This window comes from Oceanospirillum sediminis, assembly GCF_014164585.1.
In the GTDB taxonomy this organism is placed as follows: domain Bacteria; phylum Pseudomonadota; class Gammaproteobacteria; order Pseudomonadales; family Halomonadaceae; genus Oceanospirillum; species Oceanospirillum sediminis.
The window spans coordinates 59865-79286 of record NZ_JACJFM010000021.1 but is presented as its reverse complement, the minus strand read 5'-3'; the positions used below and the strand labels follow the sequence as shown (position 1 = coordinate 79286).

The following is a 19422-nucleotide window of genomic DNA, read 5'->3' as shown; positions in this document are numbered from 1 at the left end:
CATATTATTTTCTCTGTTCAGTTTTTTCAGCTGTTCCCTCAATCACATCAGACTCCTTCTTTTCAATAGAAGTCTGAGCAGTAGCAGCAGCTTTGTCTTTGTCCTTACCCTCTTTATCATCATCGCCATCCGGGTTGTTCATGGCTTCTTTGAAACCTTTTACTGCACCACCCAGATCGCCACCAATATTTCTCAGCTTTTTAGTTCCGAAAATCAGAATAATAATGCCCAGAACAATCAGTAACTGCCAAATGCTGATACCACCTAACATACAATGTCTCCCAGTTTATTCAGACGACCCTGCCGTGCTGATTTTATGATTTCTGTCGTGATGCTTTTTCTTCAAGTCCTGACATACCAAAGCGACGTGCCAGTTCGTCCAGTACTGCCTGCGGAGATTCTCCCAGATGAGACAATGCAACCAGACTATGAAACCACAGATCTGCAGTTTCATAAATTACGTCAGAGTGATCACCACTATGCTGAGCATCTTTGGCAGCAATAATGGTTTCTGTCGCTTCTTCACCTACCTTTTCCAGGATTTTGTTCAATCCCTTATGGTGTAATTTAGCAACATAGGAGGATTCTGGATCACCATGACGGCGTTGTTCCAGAATATCACCTAACTGTTGCAGTACATCGCTCATCGGACTCAACCTCTGTTACTGTTTATTCTGCCCTGACGAGCAGGGTTCACTAGCATAATAAAATTCATCCGCCACGGCTATTGCATCAGATCATTACTCCGCTATGATCAGCGCCGCGCTAACAGGATTGCTCCCGCCACCAGTAATAATTGCGAGTAAAAAGGCAACTCTGCCAGCCATTGCCAGCCCTCAGCAGCAGATAACAAAGCGACCAGAATCAGCAACCAGCCCAGAGAGGCTGAGGTAATACGCCCTCTTTTTTCAGAAGCTTCAGCAATGCGTACCAGAAGCTCCTGCTGACGTTGCTGGCGTTCTTCAACCCTTCGGGCCTGATCCAGAGCACCGTATACCAGTTCAGGTACTTCAGGCATCTGCTCCATCCAGCCTGGAAAACGTGTCCTGATATTTTGCCAGACGCCTTTTGGCCCCATACGCTGCTTCATCCAGCCTTCCAGATAGGGCTTAGCTGTACTCCACAAATCCAGCTCAGGATATAGCTGACGACCTAAGCCCTCAATATTCAGCAATGTCTTCTGCAGAAGTACCAGCTGAGGTTGTACTTCCATGTTGTATCGTCTTGCTGTCTGGAACAGCCCCAGTAACACCTGGCCAAAGGAGATCTCTTTCAGCGGTTTTTCGAAAATGGGTTCACATACCGCACGAATCGCTGTCGCAAACTCATTAACCTTAGTGCCTTCTCCAACCCAGCCAGATTCAATATGCAGCCGGGCAACTTCATAATAATCCTGCCGGAAGAACGCAAGCAGATTCCGCGCCAGATAATGCTGATCCTCTTCTGACAAACTGCCCACGATGCCGCAATCGATACCGATGTACTGAGGATCATGAGGGTGATCAAAGGAAATAAAGATATTGCCCGGATGCATATCCGCATGGAAAAAGTTATCACGAAACACCTGGGTGAAGAATACCTCCACACCTCGTTCCGCCAGCTTTTTCATATCAACGCCATGTGCAATCAGAGTATCCACTTCAGCCACAGGAATACCATAAATACGCTCCTGTACCATGACATTCCGACGAGTCAGCTCCCAGTGAACCTGAGGGACATAAAGTGCCGGAGATCCTTCAAAGTTACGCTTCAGCTGGGACGTATTAGCCGCTTCTTTCTGCAGATCCAGTTCATCAAACAAAGTCGATTCATAATCCGCTACGATATCCACCGGATGCAAACGGTGGGCATCCGGTACCCACTGTTCGAGCACGCGGGCCAGGGTATACAATAGTTTGATATCCTTACGCAGAATCTTTTTGATTCCCGGACGTATGACTTTGACTACAACCTTTTCACCGCTATGCAGTGTCGCAGCATGAACCTGAGCAATAGAAGCCGAAGCCATAGGCTCCCGATCAAATTCAGAAAAGAGTTCCGTCACCGGCAACCCCAGGGCCTGTTCAATTTCCCGAACAGCAACAGCACTGTCAAACGGCGGCACCTGATCCTGCAGTTTTTTCAGTTCATCTGCAATATCATCCGGCAGCAGATCTCTGCGGGTAGACAGCATCTGGCCAAATTTGACAAAGATAGGCCCCAGTTCTTCCAGTGCCATTCTCAGGCGTGCGCCTCGGGAAAGTTCACCGATGGGTACCAGTTTCACAGGAGAATAACGTAACAGTAAAGCCACCAGCCAGGGCAAACGATCAACTGGAATAAGACTATCCAGCCGATAACGACTGATAACGAACAGAATTTTTAATAAACGACGAAGGCGGGACACAATGACTCCGATAACATTAACGACAGGCAGACTGGGAATTCAGCTGATCAAGCTGCTGTTGCAGCCGCTGTAAGCGAGCATCCAGTCGTTCGCTGCTTTGCCGTAATTTTCTGACCTGTTGCGAAAATTGCGACTGCTCATACTCACCCGGTAATACACGCAGCTCTTCCTGCAGATATTCAGCCCAGTCAGCCGGACCGGAGGCAGTCAGCTGACGACCGATGGCAGCCAGACGACTGGATATTCCCCCTATCATAGCAACAGGCAAGGTTCCGGTAACACGTTCAATAAACCCGGCCCAATCCGGATCAAGAGAAGAAACCGAGCCCTGGAGCTGTCGCACCAGTCCGGTATCACCAGACAGTATTAACTCCCCCTGGAACAATAAACGCTCCTGCAGCTCTTTATCAGCCAGTAAAAAACGGCTGAACTGCTCAGCAGTGCCCTGGATTTCAGTATCAACTGAAATATCCTGGTCTGTTTCCAGATGCAGTCCCTGCGACGATGGCCATATCAAAAAAGATCTGTCCGGTTTAAGACAGCGCACTCTCAGTACTTTCCCGTCCAGAGCAGCAAGCTGCTTAAGCACAACCGGATCCCGTTTCAACAGAGGGCTCAGCAGCTGCTCAGCCACCTCCAGTATCGCATGGTTCAGCATTTCAGAGCTTCACCCCACGGTGTAATGCCACCACACCATTGGTCATATTGTGGTATTCCACTCGGGATAACCCGGCCTCTTCCATCATACCTTTAAGGGTTTCCTGATCAGGGTGCATACGAATCGATTCAGCCAGATAACGATAACTCTCAGCATCATTCGTGATCAACTTGCCCATAAAAGGCAGTGCCGTGAATGAGTAGGTATCGTAGATTTTGCTCATTACCGGATTCGTCGGTTTCGAAAACTCCAGCACCAGCAGGCGGCCACCAGGCTTAAGGATACGAGCCATAGAACGCAATGCCTTGTCCTTATCCGTCACATTACGCAGACCAAAAGCAATAGTAATACAGTCAAAAGTATTATCAGGGAAAGGCAGACACTCCGCATTAGCCTGCACAAACTCTACATTGCCGCTGCAACCACTATCCAGCAGTTTATCCCGGCCAACTTTCAACATGGAGTCGTTGATATCAGCCAGCACCACCTTACCTTCAGCTCCGACCAGACGAGAAAATTTCAGCGTGAGATCACCGGTGCCACCAGCAATATCCAGCACGGTACTACCCCGGCGTACGCCACTCATTTCAATCGTCATACGCTTCCACAGACGATGAATACCCATAGACATCAGATCATTCATCAGGTCATATTTAGCCGCAACAGAATGGAAAACATCGGCCACTTTATCGGCTTTATCTTCGACATTAACCTGTTGATAACCAAAATGGGTAGTTTGTGTATCCTTATCTGTTTCAGACATGACGGGACCTTTACTGTAAAAATTGCGCACATTGTAAACCGGCAAATGGCTTTTGTCTTTGCTGTAAGACCAGAGTGCAATAAATCACTGATCTGTATCGGAGCCAATTAACCTCAGATCACCCGTTTACAGTATCAGAGCTGCTTCACCGAGATAAACAAAGGCTCCCGGCTGGCTCCAGCTTCTTTCATTCTTCTCAGATAATCCTGCCAGAAAGCCTCTTTATGACGACCAATTTCATACAGATACTCCCAGGAAAAAAGACCGCTGTCATGACCATCATCAAAACAGATTTTTATGGCATAACTCCCGGCAGGCTGAATATCGGTAATGGTGACGTACTTCTTGCCCACCTGAAGTACTTCACTGCCTTCTCCATGTCCCTTCACTTCGGCAGAGGGTGAGTTGACCCGGAGAAACTCAGCTTCCAGTTCAAAGCTTTCACCATCGGCATAACCTAACTCCAGCAAATTCGCTTTTTTCCGGTAGTTAATTTTCACCGGCACTCGGGATTGAGACACAGAGACCCTCCCAGGGTATTCTTACCCATACATTAATCAGACACAGGTCAGAGAGAACATAGCGACTCTCCCTGAATATTATAGGGTTTTGTTTATTGGATACGAAAAAGGGTGAAGCCTGGCTCCACCCTTTTCTTTGCTACAGTCTGCAACACTCTGCCGATCAGGCCAGTCCGGCCCTTACAGAATAAAGCGGCTCAGATCTTCATCCGTTGCCAGATCTGCCAGCTGGTCATTAACATAGGCTTCATCAATCACCACTTTATCAGTCATATCACTGGCAGCAAAAGAGATACCTTCCAGTAAGCGTTCCATTACGGTATGTAAACGACGGGCGCCAATATTCTCAGTGCCTTCATTAACCTGCCAGGCAATTTCTGCAATACGACTGATACCGTCTTCTGTAAAGTCAATATCCAGACCTTCCGTCAGCATCAGTGCTTTATACTGAACCGTCAGTGCTGCATCCGGCTCTGTCAGAATACGTTTAAAGTCATCCGGCGTCAGTGCCTGAAGCTCAACACGAATAGGTAGTCGGCCCTGTAGCTCAGGAATCAGATCCGACGGCTTACTCAGGTGGAACGCACCTGAAGCAATAAACAGGATATGATCTGTTTTTACCATGCCGTGTTTTGTGGATACAGTGCTGCCTTCGATCAATGGCAGCAGATCACGCTGCACCCCTTCACGGGACACATCACCACCACTTTCAGAGCGTTTTGCTACCTTATCAATTTCATCGATAAAGACGATACCGTTCTGCTCAACTGCATCAATAACCTGTGTTTTCAGCTCATCTTCGTTGACCAGTTTAGCCGCTTCTTCATCCGTCGCCTGCTTCAGAGCATCCTTAACTTTCAGTTTGCGCTTTTTAGTACGCTCATTGGAAAGATTAGAGAACATACTCTGCAGCTGATTAGTCATTTCCTCCATACCAGGAGGCGCCATAATCTCAACACCTACCTGAGGAGCTGCGACATCAATCTCAATTTCTTTGTCATTCAGCTCACCTTCACGCAGTTTCTTGCGGAAAACCTGACGAGTGGAACTGTCACGAGCCGGCTCTTCATTAAAACCAGCTCGAGCCGGTGGCAACAGGGCGTCCAGAATACGCTCTTCCGCAGCTTCTTCAGCCCGGAAACGTACCCGTGTCATCTCCTGTTCACGCAACATTTTCATCGCCATATCCGTCAGATCACGGATAATGGTTTCAACATCTCGTCCGACATAACCAACTTCAGTAAATTTAGTCGCTTCAACCTTGATAAAAGGCGCATTCGATAACTTAGCCAGTCGACGGGCAATCTCTGTTTTACCCACACCGGTCGGGCCAATCATCAGAATATTTTTTGGTGTCACTTCAGCTCTCAGATCCGGGTCCAGCTGCATTCTGCGCCAGCGGTTTCTCAGAGCAATAGCCACGGAGCGCTTAGCATCGGCCTGACCAACAATAAAACGATCCAGTTCAGAAACAATTTCACGGGGTGTCATCTGGGACATAATTTATCTCTTCCGTTAAATGTTGATCCGGTGATTACCAGCTAAGTTCTTCAATAGTGCGGGAGTGATTGGTAAAGACACAAATATCACCGGCCAGTTCCAGACTTTTCTCAGCTACTTCAAGTGCAGTTAGTTCAGTATTTTCGTGCAGTGCACGAGCAGCTGCCAGAGCAAAATTACCGCCAGAGCCAATCGCAACAACCCCATGTTCCGGCTCAACTACATCTCCGGTTCCTGAAATTACCAGAGAGGCTGTTTTATCTGCCACAATCAGCATAGCTTCCAGACGTCTTAAAGCCCGGTCAGTACGCCAGTCTTTTGCCATTTCTACTGCGGCACGGACCAGCTGACCCTGGTGCTTCTCCAGCTGCGCTTCAAATCGCTCAAACAGGGTAAAAGCGTCCGCCGTACCGCCTGCAAAACCAGCCAGTACCTGATTACGATATAAACGACGTACTTTGCGGGCATTACCTTTCATCACTGTATTGCCCAGAGAAACCTGACCGTCTCCGGCTAAAACCACCTGATTATCACGACGCACAGCTACAATAGTAGTCATCTGATACTCCAGTCAAAGCAAAGGAAAAGCCTTTGCCTGTCATTGTAAAACAGGGATAACAAAATCCCATAAACAGATAGAGTAAATGGTGTTCAATCCACAGATTTCAACTCATCATCTGTGAATAACAGAGCATAACAGCAGATTAAAGCGATAACAGAGGGTTACGGGGCCGTGATCACTGAATCACAGCCCCGGAAACAACAAAAAAGTATCAAAGCAGTAAAGTCAGGACTTTGCCTGTTATTGCGGCAAACGAATCAGCAGGGACTGAATACCGGAACGGGACATATCATTCTGAGCCTTATTCAGCTCACGACGCCCTTTAAACGGACCTATGCGAACCCGGTGCCAGCCATTAGACGATTCAGCAATCACAGGGCTATATTTTTTACGCTTCAGACCTTCGCTGAAACGCTCCGCATCAGCTCTGGATTTAAACGACCCCACCTGCAGCATGTAGCTGGGCAGGTTTTCCGCATCACGCGGAGTCGATTTATATTCCGGCACTTCTTCCATAGTGACTTCCTGCTGAGGCAGCAGATTATAGAAGTCAAAGCGCTTACGTTCTTCACTGTCACTGTTTTGCTCACTGACAGCGGGTGCCGGTAGCGGTGCCTGTTCCGTTACAGGCGCAGGAGGGATCTCCGGAACCGGTTTATCTTCATCCAGAAAGCGTGCCAGACCAAATCCAAGAACTACGCCAAAAATCAGCCAGCTCCAGGCAGGCAGCTCTTTACGCTGAGCGACCTCCTGTGGATCAGGTGCCTTTGGCTTAGGTGAAGCACTGGCACGATTAGCAGATGATTTATTGGCGAAGTCCCTGCTCATAACTTACATCTCCTCTGGTGCGCTCACGCCCAGTAATTTCAGGCCATTAGCCAGCACCTGACGGACAGCCTCGCCCAGAGCCAGACGGGCATTACGGATTTGGGCATCGTCTTCCAGCACTTTCAGCGCGTTGTAGCATGAGTGGAAATCGCTGGCCAGATCTTTCAGATACTGCGCCATAACGTGCGGCTCATAGTTCAGAGCACAACTTTCCAGCACCTCAGGGTAACGGGCCAGTGCGACCATCAGATCTTTCTCATAATCGCTGTCCAGTTTTTCCAGTGCCGCCAGCCCTGCAGCCTGATCAAAACTCCAGTCATGTTCAGCCAGCTTACGCATGACACTACAAGCACGGGCATGAGCGTACTGAATATAGTAAACAGGATTGTCTTTGGACTGGGATTTCGCCAGATCCAGATCGAAGTCCATATGCTGATCGGACTTACGGCTCACGTAGAAGAAACGTGCCGCATCGTTACCCACCTCATCACGCAGCTCACGCAGCGTCACAAAGGAACCGGAACGGGTGGACATCTGTACACGCTCGGAACCACGGTACAGAATGGCAAACTGTACCAGACGGAAGTCCAGCTTATCCAGAGAATAACCCAGCGCCTGACACACCGCTTTCAGTCGTGGCAGGTAACCGTGGTGATCAGCACCAAACAGGTACAACACCTTGTCAAAACCACGCTCAAACTTGTTGTGCATGTAGGCAATATCGGACGCAAAGTAAGTCGTCATACCATTATCGCGAACCACACAACGATCTTTATCATCACCAAATGCAGTAGAGCGGAACCACTGAGCACCGTTCTCTTCATAGATATGTCCCGCATCAGTCAGCTTCTTCAGCGCCACCTCAACATCACCACCACGGGTCAGAGAGCGCTCGGAGAACCATTCCTCATATTTAACCCCAAACTCGCCCAGATCATTTTCGATATCACCACGGATATCTTCCAGTGCTATATCAAAGACCTGCTCGTAACCGTCTTCACCCAGCAAGGCTTTAGCTTGCGCGATCAGACCATCGATATGAGCTTCTTTATCACCGCCCTGAGGTTCATCAGTCGGTACACCGGCAAAAACATCAGCCGCTGCTTTAACCAGAGACGTTTCAAACCGGGCCTGAACTTTAGCGGCGATATCACGGATATAATCACCTTTATAGCCGTTACTTGGGAAGTCAAAGCTTTCGCCATTGTTTTCCAGATAACGTAGCCACACGCTGGTTGCCAGAATATCCATCTGACGACCTGCATCATTCACGTAGTACTCACGATGAACATCGAAACCTGCCGCAGCCAGCAGATCAGAGACCGTCGCACCGTAAGCCGCACCACGACCATGCCCCACATGCAGAGGACCGGTTGGGTTAGCAGAAACGAATTCCACCTGGATTTTTTGCTTCTGTCCCGCCTGACTCAGGCCATATTGATCTTTCTCAGACAGTACCTTACCCACTACCGCAGTGATCGTCGCAGCACTGGCAAAGAAGTTAATAAAACCCGGACCTGCAATATCAACCTGAGTGACATTAGCGCTCTCAGGCAGAGCATCAACCAGTTTCTGAGCCAGATCACGAGGTGCGCAACCCGCCTGTTTAGCCAGCATCAGAGCGACGTTCGTTGCGAAATCACCATGGGATTTGTCACGGGTATTTTCCACCATGATTCGCGGCGTCAGATCAGCAGGCAGCACTTCCTGCTGTTTCAGGGTTTCAATAGCGGCACCAATTAATTCTGCAATATGTTCTTTCATTTTGATCCGGATCTGTTAACCAAATATGGAAAAGGGCAATACCCGTTAAAAAATATAACGGAGTATTATCGTCTTTATTACTGCTGCTGTTAACCGTAAAGTTGAGCTATTTTTGGGCAAATCATCTGAGACCCGCTAAGCCTTTGTCCTGATTAATGTTTTCATTGCAGCAAAGATATCTGCAGTTCAGTCAGGCCATACCAGCCTGAGTCGCTCTCCCTAAACGCGCCCTACAGCATCTCCTGAGGATCGACATCCAGTGACCAGCGTACTTTCCTGCTCAGAGGTTCAGCCTCAATTGCCTGTACCAGCAGATCCAGCCTGGAATGCAAACTGGCCCGGCGTGGGGATTGCAGCCAGACCTGCATGTGATAACGGCCATTGCGACGTTCCATCGGTGCAGGCATAGGGCCTGTTACCTCCACTTCATCAGACAGCTGTATATCCGGCTGCTGTCCCCATGTCCGGGTCGTCTGGAGAACATTCTGCAGAAAACTGTCTACATCCTGAACCCGATGGGATTCAGCACGCAATAACGCCATGTAGGTATAAGGTGGAAGAAGTCCCTCTTCTCTCTGTTCCAGCAGGCGCTGTGAAAACTCCGGATAATCATGTCCGGCCAGCAAAGCCAGCAGTTCATCTTCAGAATGATGAGTCTGCACAACCACTTTCCCTCTACGGCTGGCCCGGCCTGCCCGGCCCGCAACCTGGGTCAGCAATTGTCCCATACGTTCCAGACCACGAAAATCGGCACTGTAAAACCCACCGTCCGCATCAAGCACCACCACCAGAGATACTTCCGGGAAATGATGCCCTTTTGCCAGCATCTGTGTACCCACCAGCACGCAGGGCTCACCGGTATGGATTTTTGCCAGCACCTTTTCCATAGCTCCTTTCCTGCTGACGCTATCCCGGTCAATACGATAAACCGGCCAGTCACTGAACGCCTGCTCCAGTACTTCTTCCGTGCGCTCAGTACCGCTGCCAACTGGCTTCAGTTCAGCATGGAAACAGTTCGGACAGATCTTTGGAATCGGTTGAATGTTGTCGCAGTGATGACAATGTAATCGAGGAGGTTCTTTATGCAGTGTCATACGGGCATCACACTGTTCACATTGCGCCAGCCAGCCACATTCGTGACACATCAGTGCAGGAGAGAACCCCCGCCGATTAATAAACACCAGTACCTGTCCTCCCTGCTCCAGGTGGCTGCTGATCACAGGAATTAACCCGGCATCCAGACCACTTTGCATACGCCGGGTCTTAATATCATGCAGATAAACCTCTGGTAACTGACTGGCCTTCTCCGCCCTCTGATTCAGTTTCAGCCAGCTGTAACGGCCCTCCCTGGCGTTATACAAGCTCTCCAGAGATGGCGTTGCGGAGCCTAGTAATACAGGAATCGATAGCATACTCCCCCGGACAACGGCTGCATCCCTGGCTGAATAGCGTACGCCATCCCCCTGTTTATAAGAAGCATCGTGCTCTTCATCAACAATGATCAGTCCCAGATCTTTAAAAGGTGTCAGTACCGCAGAACGAGTACCAATCAGGACTCCGGCTTTACCATTGCGACTCAGCAACCAGGCATCCAGACGTTCTTTATCATTCAATCCGGAATGAAATGTCAGAACAGGGACCGAAAAACGCTGTCTGAATCGCTCTACAGTCTGAGGTGCCAGACCAATTTCAGGTACCAGAACCAGAACCTGTTGCCCTTTTTTCAGCGCAGCTTCAGCAATCTGCAGATAGACTTCCGTTTTTCCGCTACCCGTTACCCCCTGCAGCAGGCTGGTATTATTACAATGAAGCAATCCTGAAACATGGGATACGGCATGGGCCTGTTCATCATTCAGGGGCAAAGAAAGCTGGGCCAGCACTGCACGCTTCGGCGCTTGTTTCAGCTCCGGTGCCTGCCGGGTCTGCATCTCGTACCGGGCCAGCCCTTTATCTTCCAGAGCCGTCATCTGACTCTGAGTAAACCCCAGAGCCCTTAAGACAGATGCCGCGACCGGTTGCTCATGTTTTTGTAATTCTGTCAGTAGCGCTGCCTGTCTGGTTGCCCTTTTCATATCCGCCGGGTCCAGCTGGCGACCGCTGAGTGTTAACTGCCAGTAGGCTTCTTCCTGAATATGGGCTACACCACCCTGTCTTAATAAAGGGGGCAACATCAGACTGACAACCTCACCAACCGGTGCATGGCAATATCTGGCCAGCCATTGAGCCAGTTTCAGCTGATCGTCACTGAGCAAAGCTCCGTCATCCAGCAAGTCGGATACCGGGCGCAACTTTTCAGGCTCTATTTCGGGTACTACCTGACGCTGCATAATGACACCAATCAGTTCTTTGTTACGATAAGGCACCCGGACACGCGCCCCCAGTGGCAGATAATGGTTCTGCAGACGCGGGGGAAGAACATAATCAAAACAACGTCTTAAAGGAACGGGTAATGCTACCCGAATCACTGGAAGATCATCTTCAAATAATGAAGACATACAAGCCTCTTGCCTATAAGAAAAACTCTGTTATTATGCCTCACCCTCTTACATGTCTCATACTGTCTGAAACATGTAAGTTAACCGGTTTATTCATAACCCTGAACGGTGCCTGGCAAAAGATCAGGTGGCGGTTCAGACCAGATAGAGGTTATTACCCATGAAACAAGGTATCCATCCTGAATACGCTGCAATTAAAGCAACCTGCACCTGTGGCCACACGTTTGAGCTGAGCTCAACTCTGGGCAACGATCTGCACGTTGACGTATGCTCCCAGTGCCACCCTTTCTACACGGGTAAGCAGAAGCAGGCTTCTACTGGTGGTCGTATCGATAAGTTCAAGCAGCGTTTTGCTGGCCGCCTGAGCCGCTAATACGTTGTATGAACAATAAAAAAAGCACCCTTAAGGGTGCTTTTTTTATGCCTGTAAAAAGTGCTTTCGCATCTGCGTAGTCATTTTACAACACCCTGATTTGGATAGTATTTTTCAGAATAAAACGAGCGTTTTTTTGTAAAAAAAGTTCTTTGACATTTGTTCATTTGTCGCCTTGTTCGTGCGGTTTTTTTTCTATATGCTCTGGTGTGCTAAACCCTAACAACCGGAACATATAAAAATGTCAGACACATTGAAACAAGCCGCGCTGGACTATCATGCTAATCCTACTCCTGGAAAGCTGAGTATTGAGATTAGCACGCCAGCCGAAACAGCCCGTGACCTGTCCCTGGCATACAGCCCTGGTGTTGCGGAGCCTGTTCGCGAAATTGCAAAGGATCCTGAAAATGCCTATCGCTACACAGGGAAAGGTAACCTGGTTGCGGTAATTTCTGACGGTAGTGCCATTCTGGGCCTGGGTAACCTGGGACCACTGGCCAGTAAGCCAGTCATGGAAGGCAAGAGCCTGCTGTTCAAACGTTTCGCTAACATCAACTCTGTTGATGTAGAAGTCAATGCAGAAAGCCCTCAGGCTTTCATTGATACAGTGGCGCGTATTGCTGACACTTATGGTGGCATCAATCTGGAAGATATCAAAGCACCTGAGTGTTTTGAAATTGAACGCACACTGATTGAGCAATGCGATATTCCTGTATTCCACGATGACCAGCATGGCACTGCAATTGTAACAGCAGCCGGCATGCTGAACGCACTGGAAATCCAGGGTAAGCGCATCGAAGAAGCCAGCATTGTATGCCTGGGTGCAGGTGCTGCTGCAATTGCCTGTATGAAACTGCTGGTGAGCTGTGGCGTAAAAACTGAAAATATCTACATGCTGGATCGTAAAGGTGTTATCCACACCGGTCGTGATGATCTGAACCAGTACAAAGCGATGTTTGCAAACGATACGGATAAGCGTACTCTGGATGATGCGATTGACGGTGCAGATGTATTTGTTGGTCTGTCCGGCCCTGACCTGCTGAGCGCCGAGCAACTGGCGAAAATGGCGCCTAAGCCAATTGTATTCGCCTGCTCAAACCCTGATCCGGAAATCAGTCCTGAACTGGCGAACGCGACCCGTGATGACCTGATCATGGCAACAGGTCGTTCCGACTATCCAAACCAGGTAAACAACGTACTGGGCTTCCCATTCATCTTCCGTGGCGCTCTGGACGTACGTGCAGCACGCATCAACGAAGAGATGAAAGTAGCAGCAGCACACGCGATCAAAGACCTGGCGAAAGAGCCTGTGACTCAGGAAGTGATCGATGCTTACGATGGTGTTCAGCTGGAGTTCGGTCCGGACTACATCATTCCTAAGCCAACGGACTCCCGCCTGCTGGGTGCAGTATCTGCTGCAGTAGCTAAAGCAGCGGTTGACTCTGGTGTAGCACGTCTGCCATACCCTGAGCACTACCCTCTGTAAGATAGCCTGTCTGTAACACAGAATTATGTGGGGAGCCAGCCTGAACGGCTGATGCTCCGGCACAAAAAAAACGGCACCTCATAAGGGTGCCGTTTTTTTATGATCAGGCGAAAATCAGCTCGCCATCTTCCAGCATCACCTGAATGGTATATCCGGGATTAAACTTACCGGCCAGAATTTCCTGAGCCAGCGGGTTCTCAATCCAGCGCTGCATTGCCCTTTTAAGCGGGCGGGCACCATAAACCGGATCAAAGCCAACCTCAACCAGCTGTTCCAGTGCATCATCCGCAATACTCAGGTTAAGCTCACGTTCGGCCAGACGCTGTTGCAGGCGCTCCAGCTGAATGCGGGCGATACCTTTTACTGCATCACGCCCCAGACTATGGAAGACCACCACTTCATCAATACGATTGACCAGCTCCGGACGGAAATGACTGGCAACCACATCCATCACCTGAGCTTTCATCAGGTCATATTCTTCATCTTTACCGCCATGAGACTGAATCACATCCGATCCCAGATTAGACGTCATCACAATCACGGTATTTCTGAAATCGACAGTACGTCCCTGACCATCGGTCAGGCGGCCATCTTCCAGCACCTGCAACAGGATGTTAAACACATCCGGATGCGCTTTCTCGACTTCGTCCAGCAGTACGACAGAATAAGGGCGACGACGTACTGTTTCGGTCAGATAGCCACCTTCCTCATAACCGACATACCCAGGGGGGGCACCAATCAGACGAGCTACAGAGTGCTTCTCCATAAACTCAGACATATCAATGCGCACCATAGCCTCTTCAGTATCAAACAGAAACTTCGCCAGTGCCTTACACAATTCAGTTTTGCCGACCCCGGTCGGACCAAGGAAGAGGAAAGAACCATTTGGCCGGTTCGGATCAGCCAGTCCGGCACGAGAACGGCGCACAGCATTAGACACTGCAGACACCGCTTCTTCCTGACCAATCACTCTCTGATGCAAACCTTCTTCCATCTTAAGCAGTTTTTCCCGCTCAGATTCCAGCATCTTGCTCACAGGAATCCCGGTCCACTTAGAGACCACTTCTGCAATTTCTTCATCCGAAACCCGGTTACGCAGCAGCTGGCTTTCTTTCTGTTCTTCCAGTGCCGCCATTTCCATGCTGCGCTCCAGATCAGGAATAATGCCGTACTGAATCTCCGACATCTTAGCCAGATCACCCTCACGACGTGCCGCATCCAGATCCAGGCGAGCCTGTTCCAGTTCACTCTTTAATTGCTGTGTACCCTGAACGGCGGACTTTTCACTTTTCCAGATTTCATCCAGATCAGCATATTCCCGTTCCAGCTGGCTAATCATACTTTCCAGCTGCAGCAGACGTTTACGGGAAGCATCATCGCTTTCTTTTTTCAGGGCTTCCCGTTCAATTTTCAGCTGAATCAGACGGCGATCCAGTTTATCCATCTCTTCCGGTTTAGAATCCATCTCCATACGAATTCTGGAAGCCGCTTCATCAATCAGATCAATGGCTTTATCCGGCAGCTGACGATCCGTGATATAGCGCTGAGACAGCTTTGCAGCAGCAATCAGGGCACTATCGGTAATATCCACCCCGTGGTGCAGCTCATAACGCTCTTTCAGGCCACGCAGAATCGCAATGGTATCTTCTTCATTAGGTTCATCGACCTGAACCTTCTGGAAACGGCGCTCCAGAGCCGCATCTTTTTCGATGTACTGACGGTATTCATCCAGTGTCGTTGCACCGACACAATGCAGTTCGCCCCGCGCCAGGGCCGGTTTCAGCATATTACCGGCATCCATCGCACCATCACCTTTACCGGCACCCACCATGGTATGCAGCTCATCGATGAACAGGATGATCTGGCCTTCCTGCTTAGCCAGTTCATTCAGTACCGCTTTCAAACGCTCTTCAAATTCACCCCGGTACTTCGCTCCGGCAATCAGAGCCCCCATATCCAGCGATAGGACCTGTTTATTTTTCAGACCTTCCGGCACTTCACCATTGATAATACGCTGGGCCAGGCCTTCCACAATGGCTGTTTTACCTACACCAGGCTCACCAATCAGCACCGGGTTATTTTTGGTACGGCGCTGCAGCACCTGAATAGTACGGCGAATCTCGTCGTCACGGCCAATCACAGGATCCAGTTTGCCATCCAGCGCTCTCTGGGTCAGATCAACCGTGAAACGATCCAGAGACTGGCGAAGCTCTTCTGCATTCGGGTCATCCACACTCTGTCCTCCCCGGACCTGATCAATAGCAGCACTTAGTGTGTCTTTTGTCAGACCACAGTTACGCAGAATTTTTCCGGTATCACTCTGGTCCGCAGCCGCTGCCAGTAGTATCAGTTCACTGGAGATATACTGGTCTTTACGCTGCTGAGATTCTTTATCCGCCAGATTGAGAATACGCCCCAACTCAGGCGACATCATAATCTGGCCATCGTTGTTGGTCACAACCGGCAAAGACTCCAGTTGTTCACGCAGCTCATTGCGTAAACGAGTGAAATCCCCTCCGGCCTGAATAATCAGTGGGCGAACAGCACCATCTCGCTGTTCTATCATCGATAGCACCAGATGAACCGGGTGCATCATATTATGATCGCGGCCTACTGCCATTGATTGAGCATCAGCCAGAGCCTGTTGCAGCTTGCCAGTCAAACGATCAACACGCATAAACTTATCCTCTTGTAACCTGTGCGAGATCCGGCGAGACAATCGCTCCTGGACAGGCAAACAGGTAATCGGTTTCTTTCTTACCGGAATAGATAGGGACAGATCAGACAAGTTCAAGAGGGTAACCTGATACGGTTTACTAACCTCATGATATTTATAATAAGTTTTTCTATTGATTACGACAGAAGTTCAATAGCATTACAAACAGAATACAACAGAAAGTCAGTACCTGAACAAAAGCTTTCCGTGAAAGACGGCCATATTATCCAATGAGATCAGGACTTACTGAGTCAGCCAGATAATACTGGCCATACGTCCGGTAATGCCATCGCGGCGATAGGAATAAAATCGACTACGCTCAGCATAAGTGCAGAAACCGCCACCATAAATCTGCTCAACCCCACAGGCATTCAGCCTTAGCCGGGCCAGCTGATACAGATCAGCCATATAATGCTGCAAACGAAACGGGCTGGGTTCAAAACACTGGAAAGCATGGGCATCTTTTGCCAAAAACTGTTCCCGAACTTCCGCCCCGACTTCGAAATGCTTACTGCTGATAGCCGGTCCCAGCCAGACCATGACTTTTGTCGGATCAGTATCCAGACTGGCCAGAGTGGACTCCAGCACACCATCAGCCAGCCCTCTCCAGCCTGCATGGGCAGCAGCCACCCGGTCACCTTCCTCTGTACAGAAAAGCACCGGCAGACAATCTGCCGTCATCACCACACAGGCATATTCAGGGCCAAAAGCAACGGATGCGTCCGCTTCCATTTCAGGCCGATACTGATCCGCTACAATCGTGCTATGGGTCTGATTCAGCCAGAGTAATGGATGCTGTTTGCCCACAAAATGCTGCAGATCCTCTCTGGCTCTCTCCACCGCATGCAGATTATCCCCGACGTGAGCAGCCATATTGAAAAAGCTGTAAGGATTCTGGTTACCTCCTCGTTCACGGGAAGTCACCAGAGCCTTAACATTTCTGGGCGCAGGCCAGTGGGGAGAGATAAAAGCAAAAGCGTTACGCATCCCGATCAGTCTCTAGCTGTTCTAACAGGCCCTGCATATCATCCGGCAAATCAATTTCCCACTCCATCAGGTCACCGGTTGCCGGATGCCACAACTCCAGTCGTTTAGCATGCAACGCCTGACGATCAAATGCTCTCAGCGCGTCTTTCAGTTCAGGTGTGCAGCCTGCCGGTAGTTTCATACGACCACTATAGACGGGGTCACCTATCAGAGGATAGCTGATATGTGACATGTGTACGCGAATCTGGTGAGTACGGCCAGTCTCCAGCTTACAGCGAATATGAGTATGCCCCCGGAAACGATTCAGCACCCGATAGTGTGTGACCGCAGGTTTACCGCTGTCTGTTACTGCCATGCGTTTACGATCCTTATGATGGCGGCCAATCGGTGCATCCACCTTGCCTCCACCAGTCATCACTCCAATAGACACCGCTTCATATTCACGCCCCATAGAGCGATCCTGTAACTGCTCTACCAGAGAGGCCTGAGCCATCAGGGTCTTAGCCACAACCATCAGACCAGTTGTGTCTTTATCCAGACGATGCACAATACCAGCACGGGGTAAGTGTGCCATATCCGGGCAGTGATGCAATAAAGCGTTCAGCAGTGTTCCTGTCTGATGACCGGCAGCCGGATGCACCACCAAACCCGCGGGTTTGTTAATCACCAGGATGTCTTCATCCTCGTAGACGATGTCCAGCGCAATATCCTGTGCCACCCATTCATCACTATTCTCAACGGTGGTCTGCGCTGCCAGTACTTCTCCTCCGAACAGTTTTTCCTTGGGCTTACGGATCTTGCCATCAACCGTCAGTACGCCATCCTTGATCCAGCTTTGCAGACGGGAGCGGGAGTAATCGGGAAACAGCTCAGCTGCGATCTGGTCAAAACGGGAGCCACCCAGCTCAAAAGGCACGGTCGCTTGCAGGGAAATTGATTCAGCCATGGAAGGAAATGTCCGGATATGAATAGTCAGTTATCTGATCGATTAAACCTCTGAACAGAACGAACTCATTTTTGCCCGCAGAGTCAGAGGATAACGCACAATAGCCACGTATTTATCGTAAGCCTGTGCTATAGTCGTTGGTCCGGTCATTCTAACACTGAATACAGCATTTTTGGTGATTATGCGTAACTTAGTCCATTCTCTGACTCAAAAGATTTTTATGAAATCACAGTATCAGCTAACCCGACGGAATCTGGGGCTCGCCTGTCTGGCCGGTAGTATTCTGCTTGCGGGCTGCGCCAGCGACAACACTGCCAGGGACCTGGCAAAAGCCGAACAAACCCTGTATCTGGAAGCCCAGGACACCCTGAAAAGTGGCAACAACTCTCGCAGTATTGAGTTATTGCAAACTCTGGAAACCAAATATCCACTGGGTCGTTTCTCAGAGCAGGCTCTGCTGGAACAGGTATATGCTTACTTTCAGAGCCAGGACTATGAGGTTGCCAGAGCAACCGCTGAACGTTTTATCCGCCTTCACCCTAAACACCCTCAGATTGACTACGCCTACTACATGAAGGGATTGTCAGCGTATATGGCCGGTCGTTATATGCTGGAAGCTGCGGAGCTGGTGGATATTTCTGAAAGGGATCTGGGAGCTACCCGGGACGCCTTCTCTGATTTTAATATCTTTCTGCGCCGCTTCCCGGAAAGTCGCTATGCCAGCGATGCCCGTCAGCGTATGCTGTTTATCCGTAATGTTCTGGCTCGTCACGAAATTTTTGTTGCCCAGTTCTATATCCGCAAAGGCGGGTATCTGGCTGCAGTGAACCGTAGCCGTTATGCACTGGAGAATTTCCCTACCTCTCCGGTAACAGCAGATGCTCTGGCTTCACTCAGCGAAGCGTATCTGCATCTGGGTATGGAAGACCAGGCTCGTCAGACCCTGGAGCTGTTGAAAGAACAGTATCCGGATCATAAGCAACTGACAGATGATGGTGAACTAAGACTGATTAAACCGGTCGGAGAAAAATCCAAATCGCCACTACAGGCGGTATTACCGGATCTGTTCAGCTGATAACAGGCTGAGCATTCCTCCGTTTCTGTGGTCAGAAGCACTAAGGATATCGTTACAGAGGCAGCTATTATGGGCTTTATCATTTTCCGTCTGATTATTTTTCTGGCACTGGTCTGGGCAGGTATCCGTCTGCTACGTACCTATAAGCAAAAGAAGCTGGAATTCGAAGAGCGGCACGAGAAGGAAAACTCTCTGAAAAAAAAGCCCCAGCAAATGGTTCAATGCCGTTTCTGCAACATTCATTTACCGGAAAAAGATGCTGTCCGGCATGAGAAGCTCTGGTTCTGCTGCCATGAACACAGAAGTCACTTTCTGGATCAGGGGCCAGATAAGCCTGAATGGTAACTCTGACAGCTGACTGA

At 49.6% G+C, this 19422-nt stretch carries 18 protein-coding genes; 4 read left to right on the top strand and 14 right to left on the bottom strand.

All coding sequences use genetic code 11. The features are described from left to right. Positions 1-4: 4 nt before the first annotated feature. From tatA to H4O21_RS15330, 11 genes are all read right to left on the bottom strand, one after another. Positions 5-271 carry a Sec-independent protein translocase subunit TatA gene (tatA, locus tag H4O21_RS15380; RefSeq protein ID WP_182809762.1) on the bottom strand — a complete coding sequence of 89 codons (267 nt, stop codon included), beginning with the start codon at positions 269-271 and terminating at the stop codon, positions 5-7. A gap of 43 nt (positions 272-314) precedes the next feature. Further along, entirely contained in the window at positions 315-647 is a 333-nt protein-coding gene (locus H4O21_RS15375; RefSeq protein ID WP_182809761.1) for a phosphoribosyl-ATP diphosphatase, read from the bottom strand. A gap of 107 nt (positions 648-754) precedes the next feature. Beyond that, a complete protein-coding gene (ubiB, locus tag H4O21_RS15370) occupies positions 755-2386 on the bottom strand; it encodes a ubiquinone biosynthesis regulatory protein kinase UbiB (RefSeq protein WP_182809760.1) in 1632 nt (543 codons plus the stop codon). A gap of 16 nt (positions 2387-2402) precedes the next feature. Continuing rightward, positions 2403-3044, bottom strand: coding sequence for a ubiquinone biosynthesis accessory factor UbiJ (locus tag H4O21_RS15365; protein WP_182809759.1), 642 nt, complete (start codon positions 3042-3044; stop codon positions 2403-2405). Between the two features lies 1 nt (position 3045). Then, a complete protein-coding gene (gene ubiE, locus H4O21_RS15360; protein ID WP_182809758.1) occupies positions 3046-3807 on the bottom strand; it encodes a bifunctional demethylmenaquinone methyltransferase/2-methoxy-6-polyprenyl-1,4-benzoquinol methylase UbiE in 762 nt (253 codons plus the stop codon). A 134-nt stretch (positions 3808-3941) separates the two neighbouring features. Beyond that, positions 3942-4328, bottom strand: coding sequence for a gamma-butyrobetaine hydroxylase family protein (locus tag H4O21_RS15355; RefSeq protein WP_182809757.1), 387 nt, complete (start codon positions 4326-4328; stop codon positions 3942-3944). A gap of 180 nt (positions 4329-4508) precedes the next feature. After that, positions 4509-5828 (bottom strand): ATP-dependent protease ATPase subunit HslU, encoded by a 1320-nt coding sequence (hslU, locus tag H4O21_RS15350; protein ID WP_182809756.1) that lies wholly within the window; start codon positions 5826-5828, stop codon positions 4509-4511. A gap of 34 nt (positions 5829-5862) precedes the next feature. Next, positions 5863-6387, bottom strand: a complete 525-nt coding sequence (gene hslV / locus H4O21_RS15345) for an ATP-dependent protease subunit HslV (RefSeq protein ID WP_182809755.1) — start codon at positions 6385-6387, stop codon at positions 5863-5865. Positions 6388-6630: 243 nt separating this feature from the next. After that, positions 6631-7218: an SPOR domain-containing protein gene (locus tag H4O21_RS15340; protein ID WP_182809754.1), complete on the bottom strand. Its 588-nt coding sequence runs from the start codon at positions 7216-7218 to the stop codon at positions 6631-6633. A 3-nt stretch (positions 7219-7221) separates the two neighbouring features. Then, on the bottom strand, positions 7222-8982 hold the full coding sequence (gene argS, locus H4O21_RS15335; RefSeq protein WP_182809753.1) for an arginine--tRNA ligase: 1761 nt from the start codon (positions 8980-8982) through the stop codon (positions 7222-7224). 230 nt (positions 8983-9212) lie between these two features. After that, positions 9213-11477, bottom strand: a complete 2265-nt coding sequence (locus tag H4O21_RS15330; protein WP_182809752.1) for a primosomal protein N' — start codon at positions 11475-11477, stop codon at positions 9213-9215. 160 nt (positions 11478-11637) lie between these two features. Between H4O21_RS15330 and rpmE the strand changes: the two genes are divergently transcribed. Beyond that, positions 11638-11850: a 50S ribosomal protein L31 gene (gene rpmE / locus H4O21_RS15325; protein WP_182809751.1), complete on the top strand. Its 213-nt coding sequence runs from the start codon at positions 11638-11640 to the stop codon at positions 11848-11850. Between the two features lie 241 nt (positions 11851-12091). Further along, a complete protein-coding gene (locus H4O21_RS15320) occupies positions 12092-13336 on the top strand; it encodes a malic enzyme-like NAD(P)-binding protein (protein ID WP_182809750.1) in 1245 nt (414 codons plus the stop codon). A gap of 103 nt (positions 13337-13439) precedes the next feature. Here H4O21_RS15320 and clpB read toward each other — a convergent pair whose 3' ends face one another. The 3 genes from clpB to rluD all read right to left on the bottom strand — a co-directional run bounded on the left by clpB (position 13440) and on the right by rluD (position 17985). Further along, entirely contained in the window at positions 13440-16013 is a 2574-nt protein-coding gene (gene clpB, locus H4O21_RS15315) for an ATP-dependent chaperone ClpB (RefSeq protein WP_182809749.1), read from the bottom strand. A 282-nt stretch (positions 16014-16295) separates the two neighbouring features. Next, complete coding sequence (pgeF, locus tag H4O21_RS15310; RefSeq protein WP_182809748.1) at positions 16296-17039, bottom strand: peptidoglycan editing factor PgeF; 744 nt, start codon at positions 17037-17039, stop codon at positions 16296-16298. Next, entirely contained in the window at positions 17032-17985 is a 954-nt protein-coding gene (gene rluD / locus H4O21_RS15305; protein ID WP_182809747.1) for a 23S rRNA pseudouridine(1911/1915/1917) synthase RluD, read from the bottom strand. The genes pgeF and rluD overlap by 8 nt, the downstream gene beginning before the upstream one ends. Positions 17986-18205: 220 nt before the next feature. On the opposite strand from rluD, the gene H4O21_RS15300 reads away from it, so the two are divergent. Further along, entirely contained in the window at positions 18206-19060 is an 855-nt protein-coding gene (locus H4O21_RS15300) for an outer membrane protein assembly factor BamD (protein WP_182809746.1), read from the top strand. Between the two features lie 69 nt (positions 19061-19129). Then, entirely contained in the window at positions 19130-19405 is a 276-nt protein-coding gene (locus tag H4O21_RS15295; protein ID WP_182809745.1) for a PP0621 family protein, read from the top strand. The last annotated feature ends 17 nt before the right edge of the window (positions 19406-19422 follow it).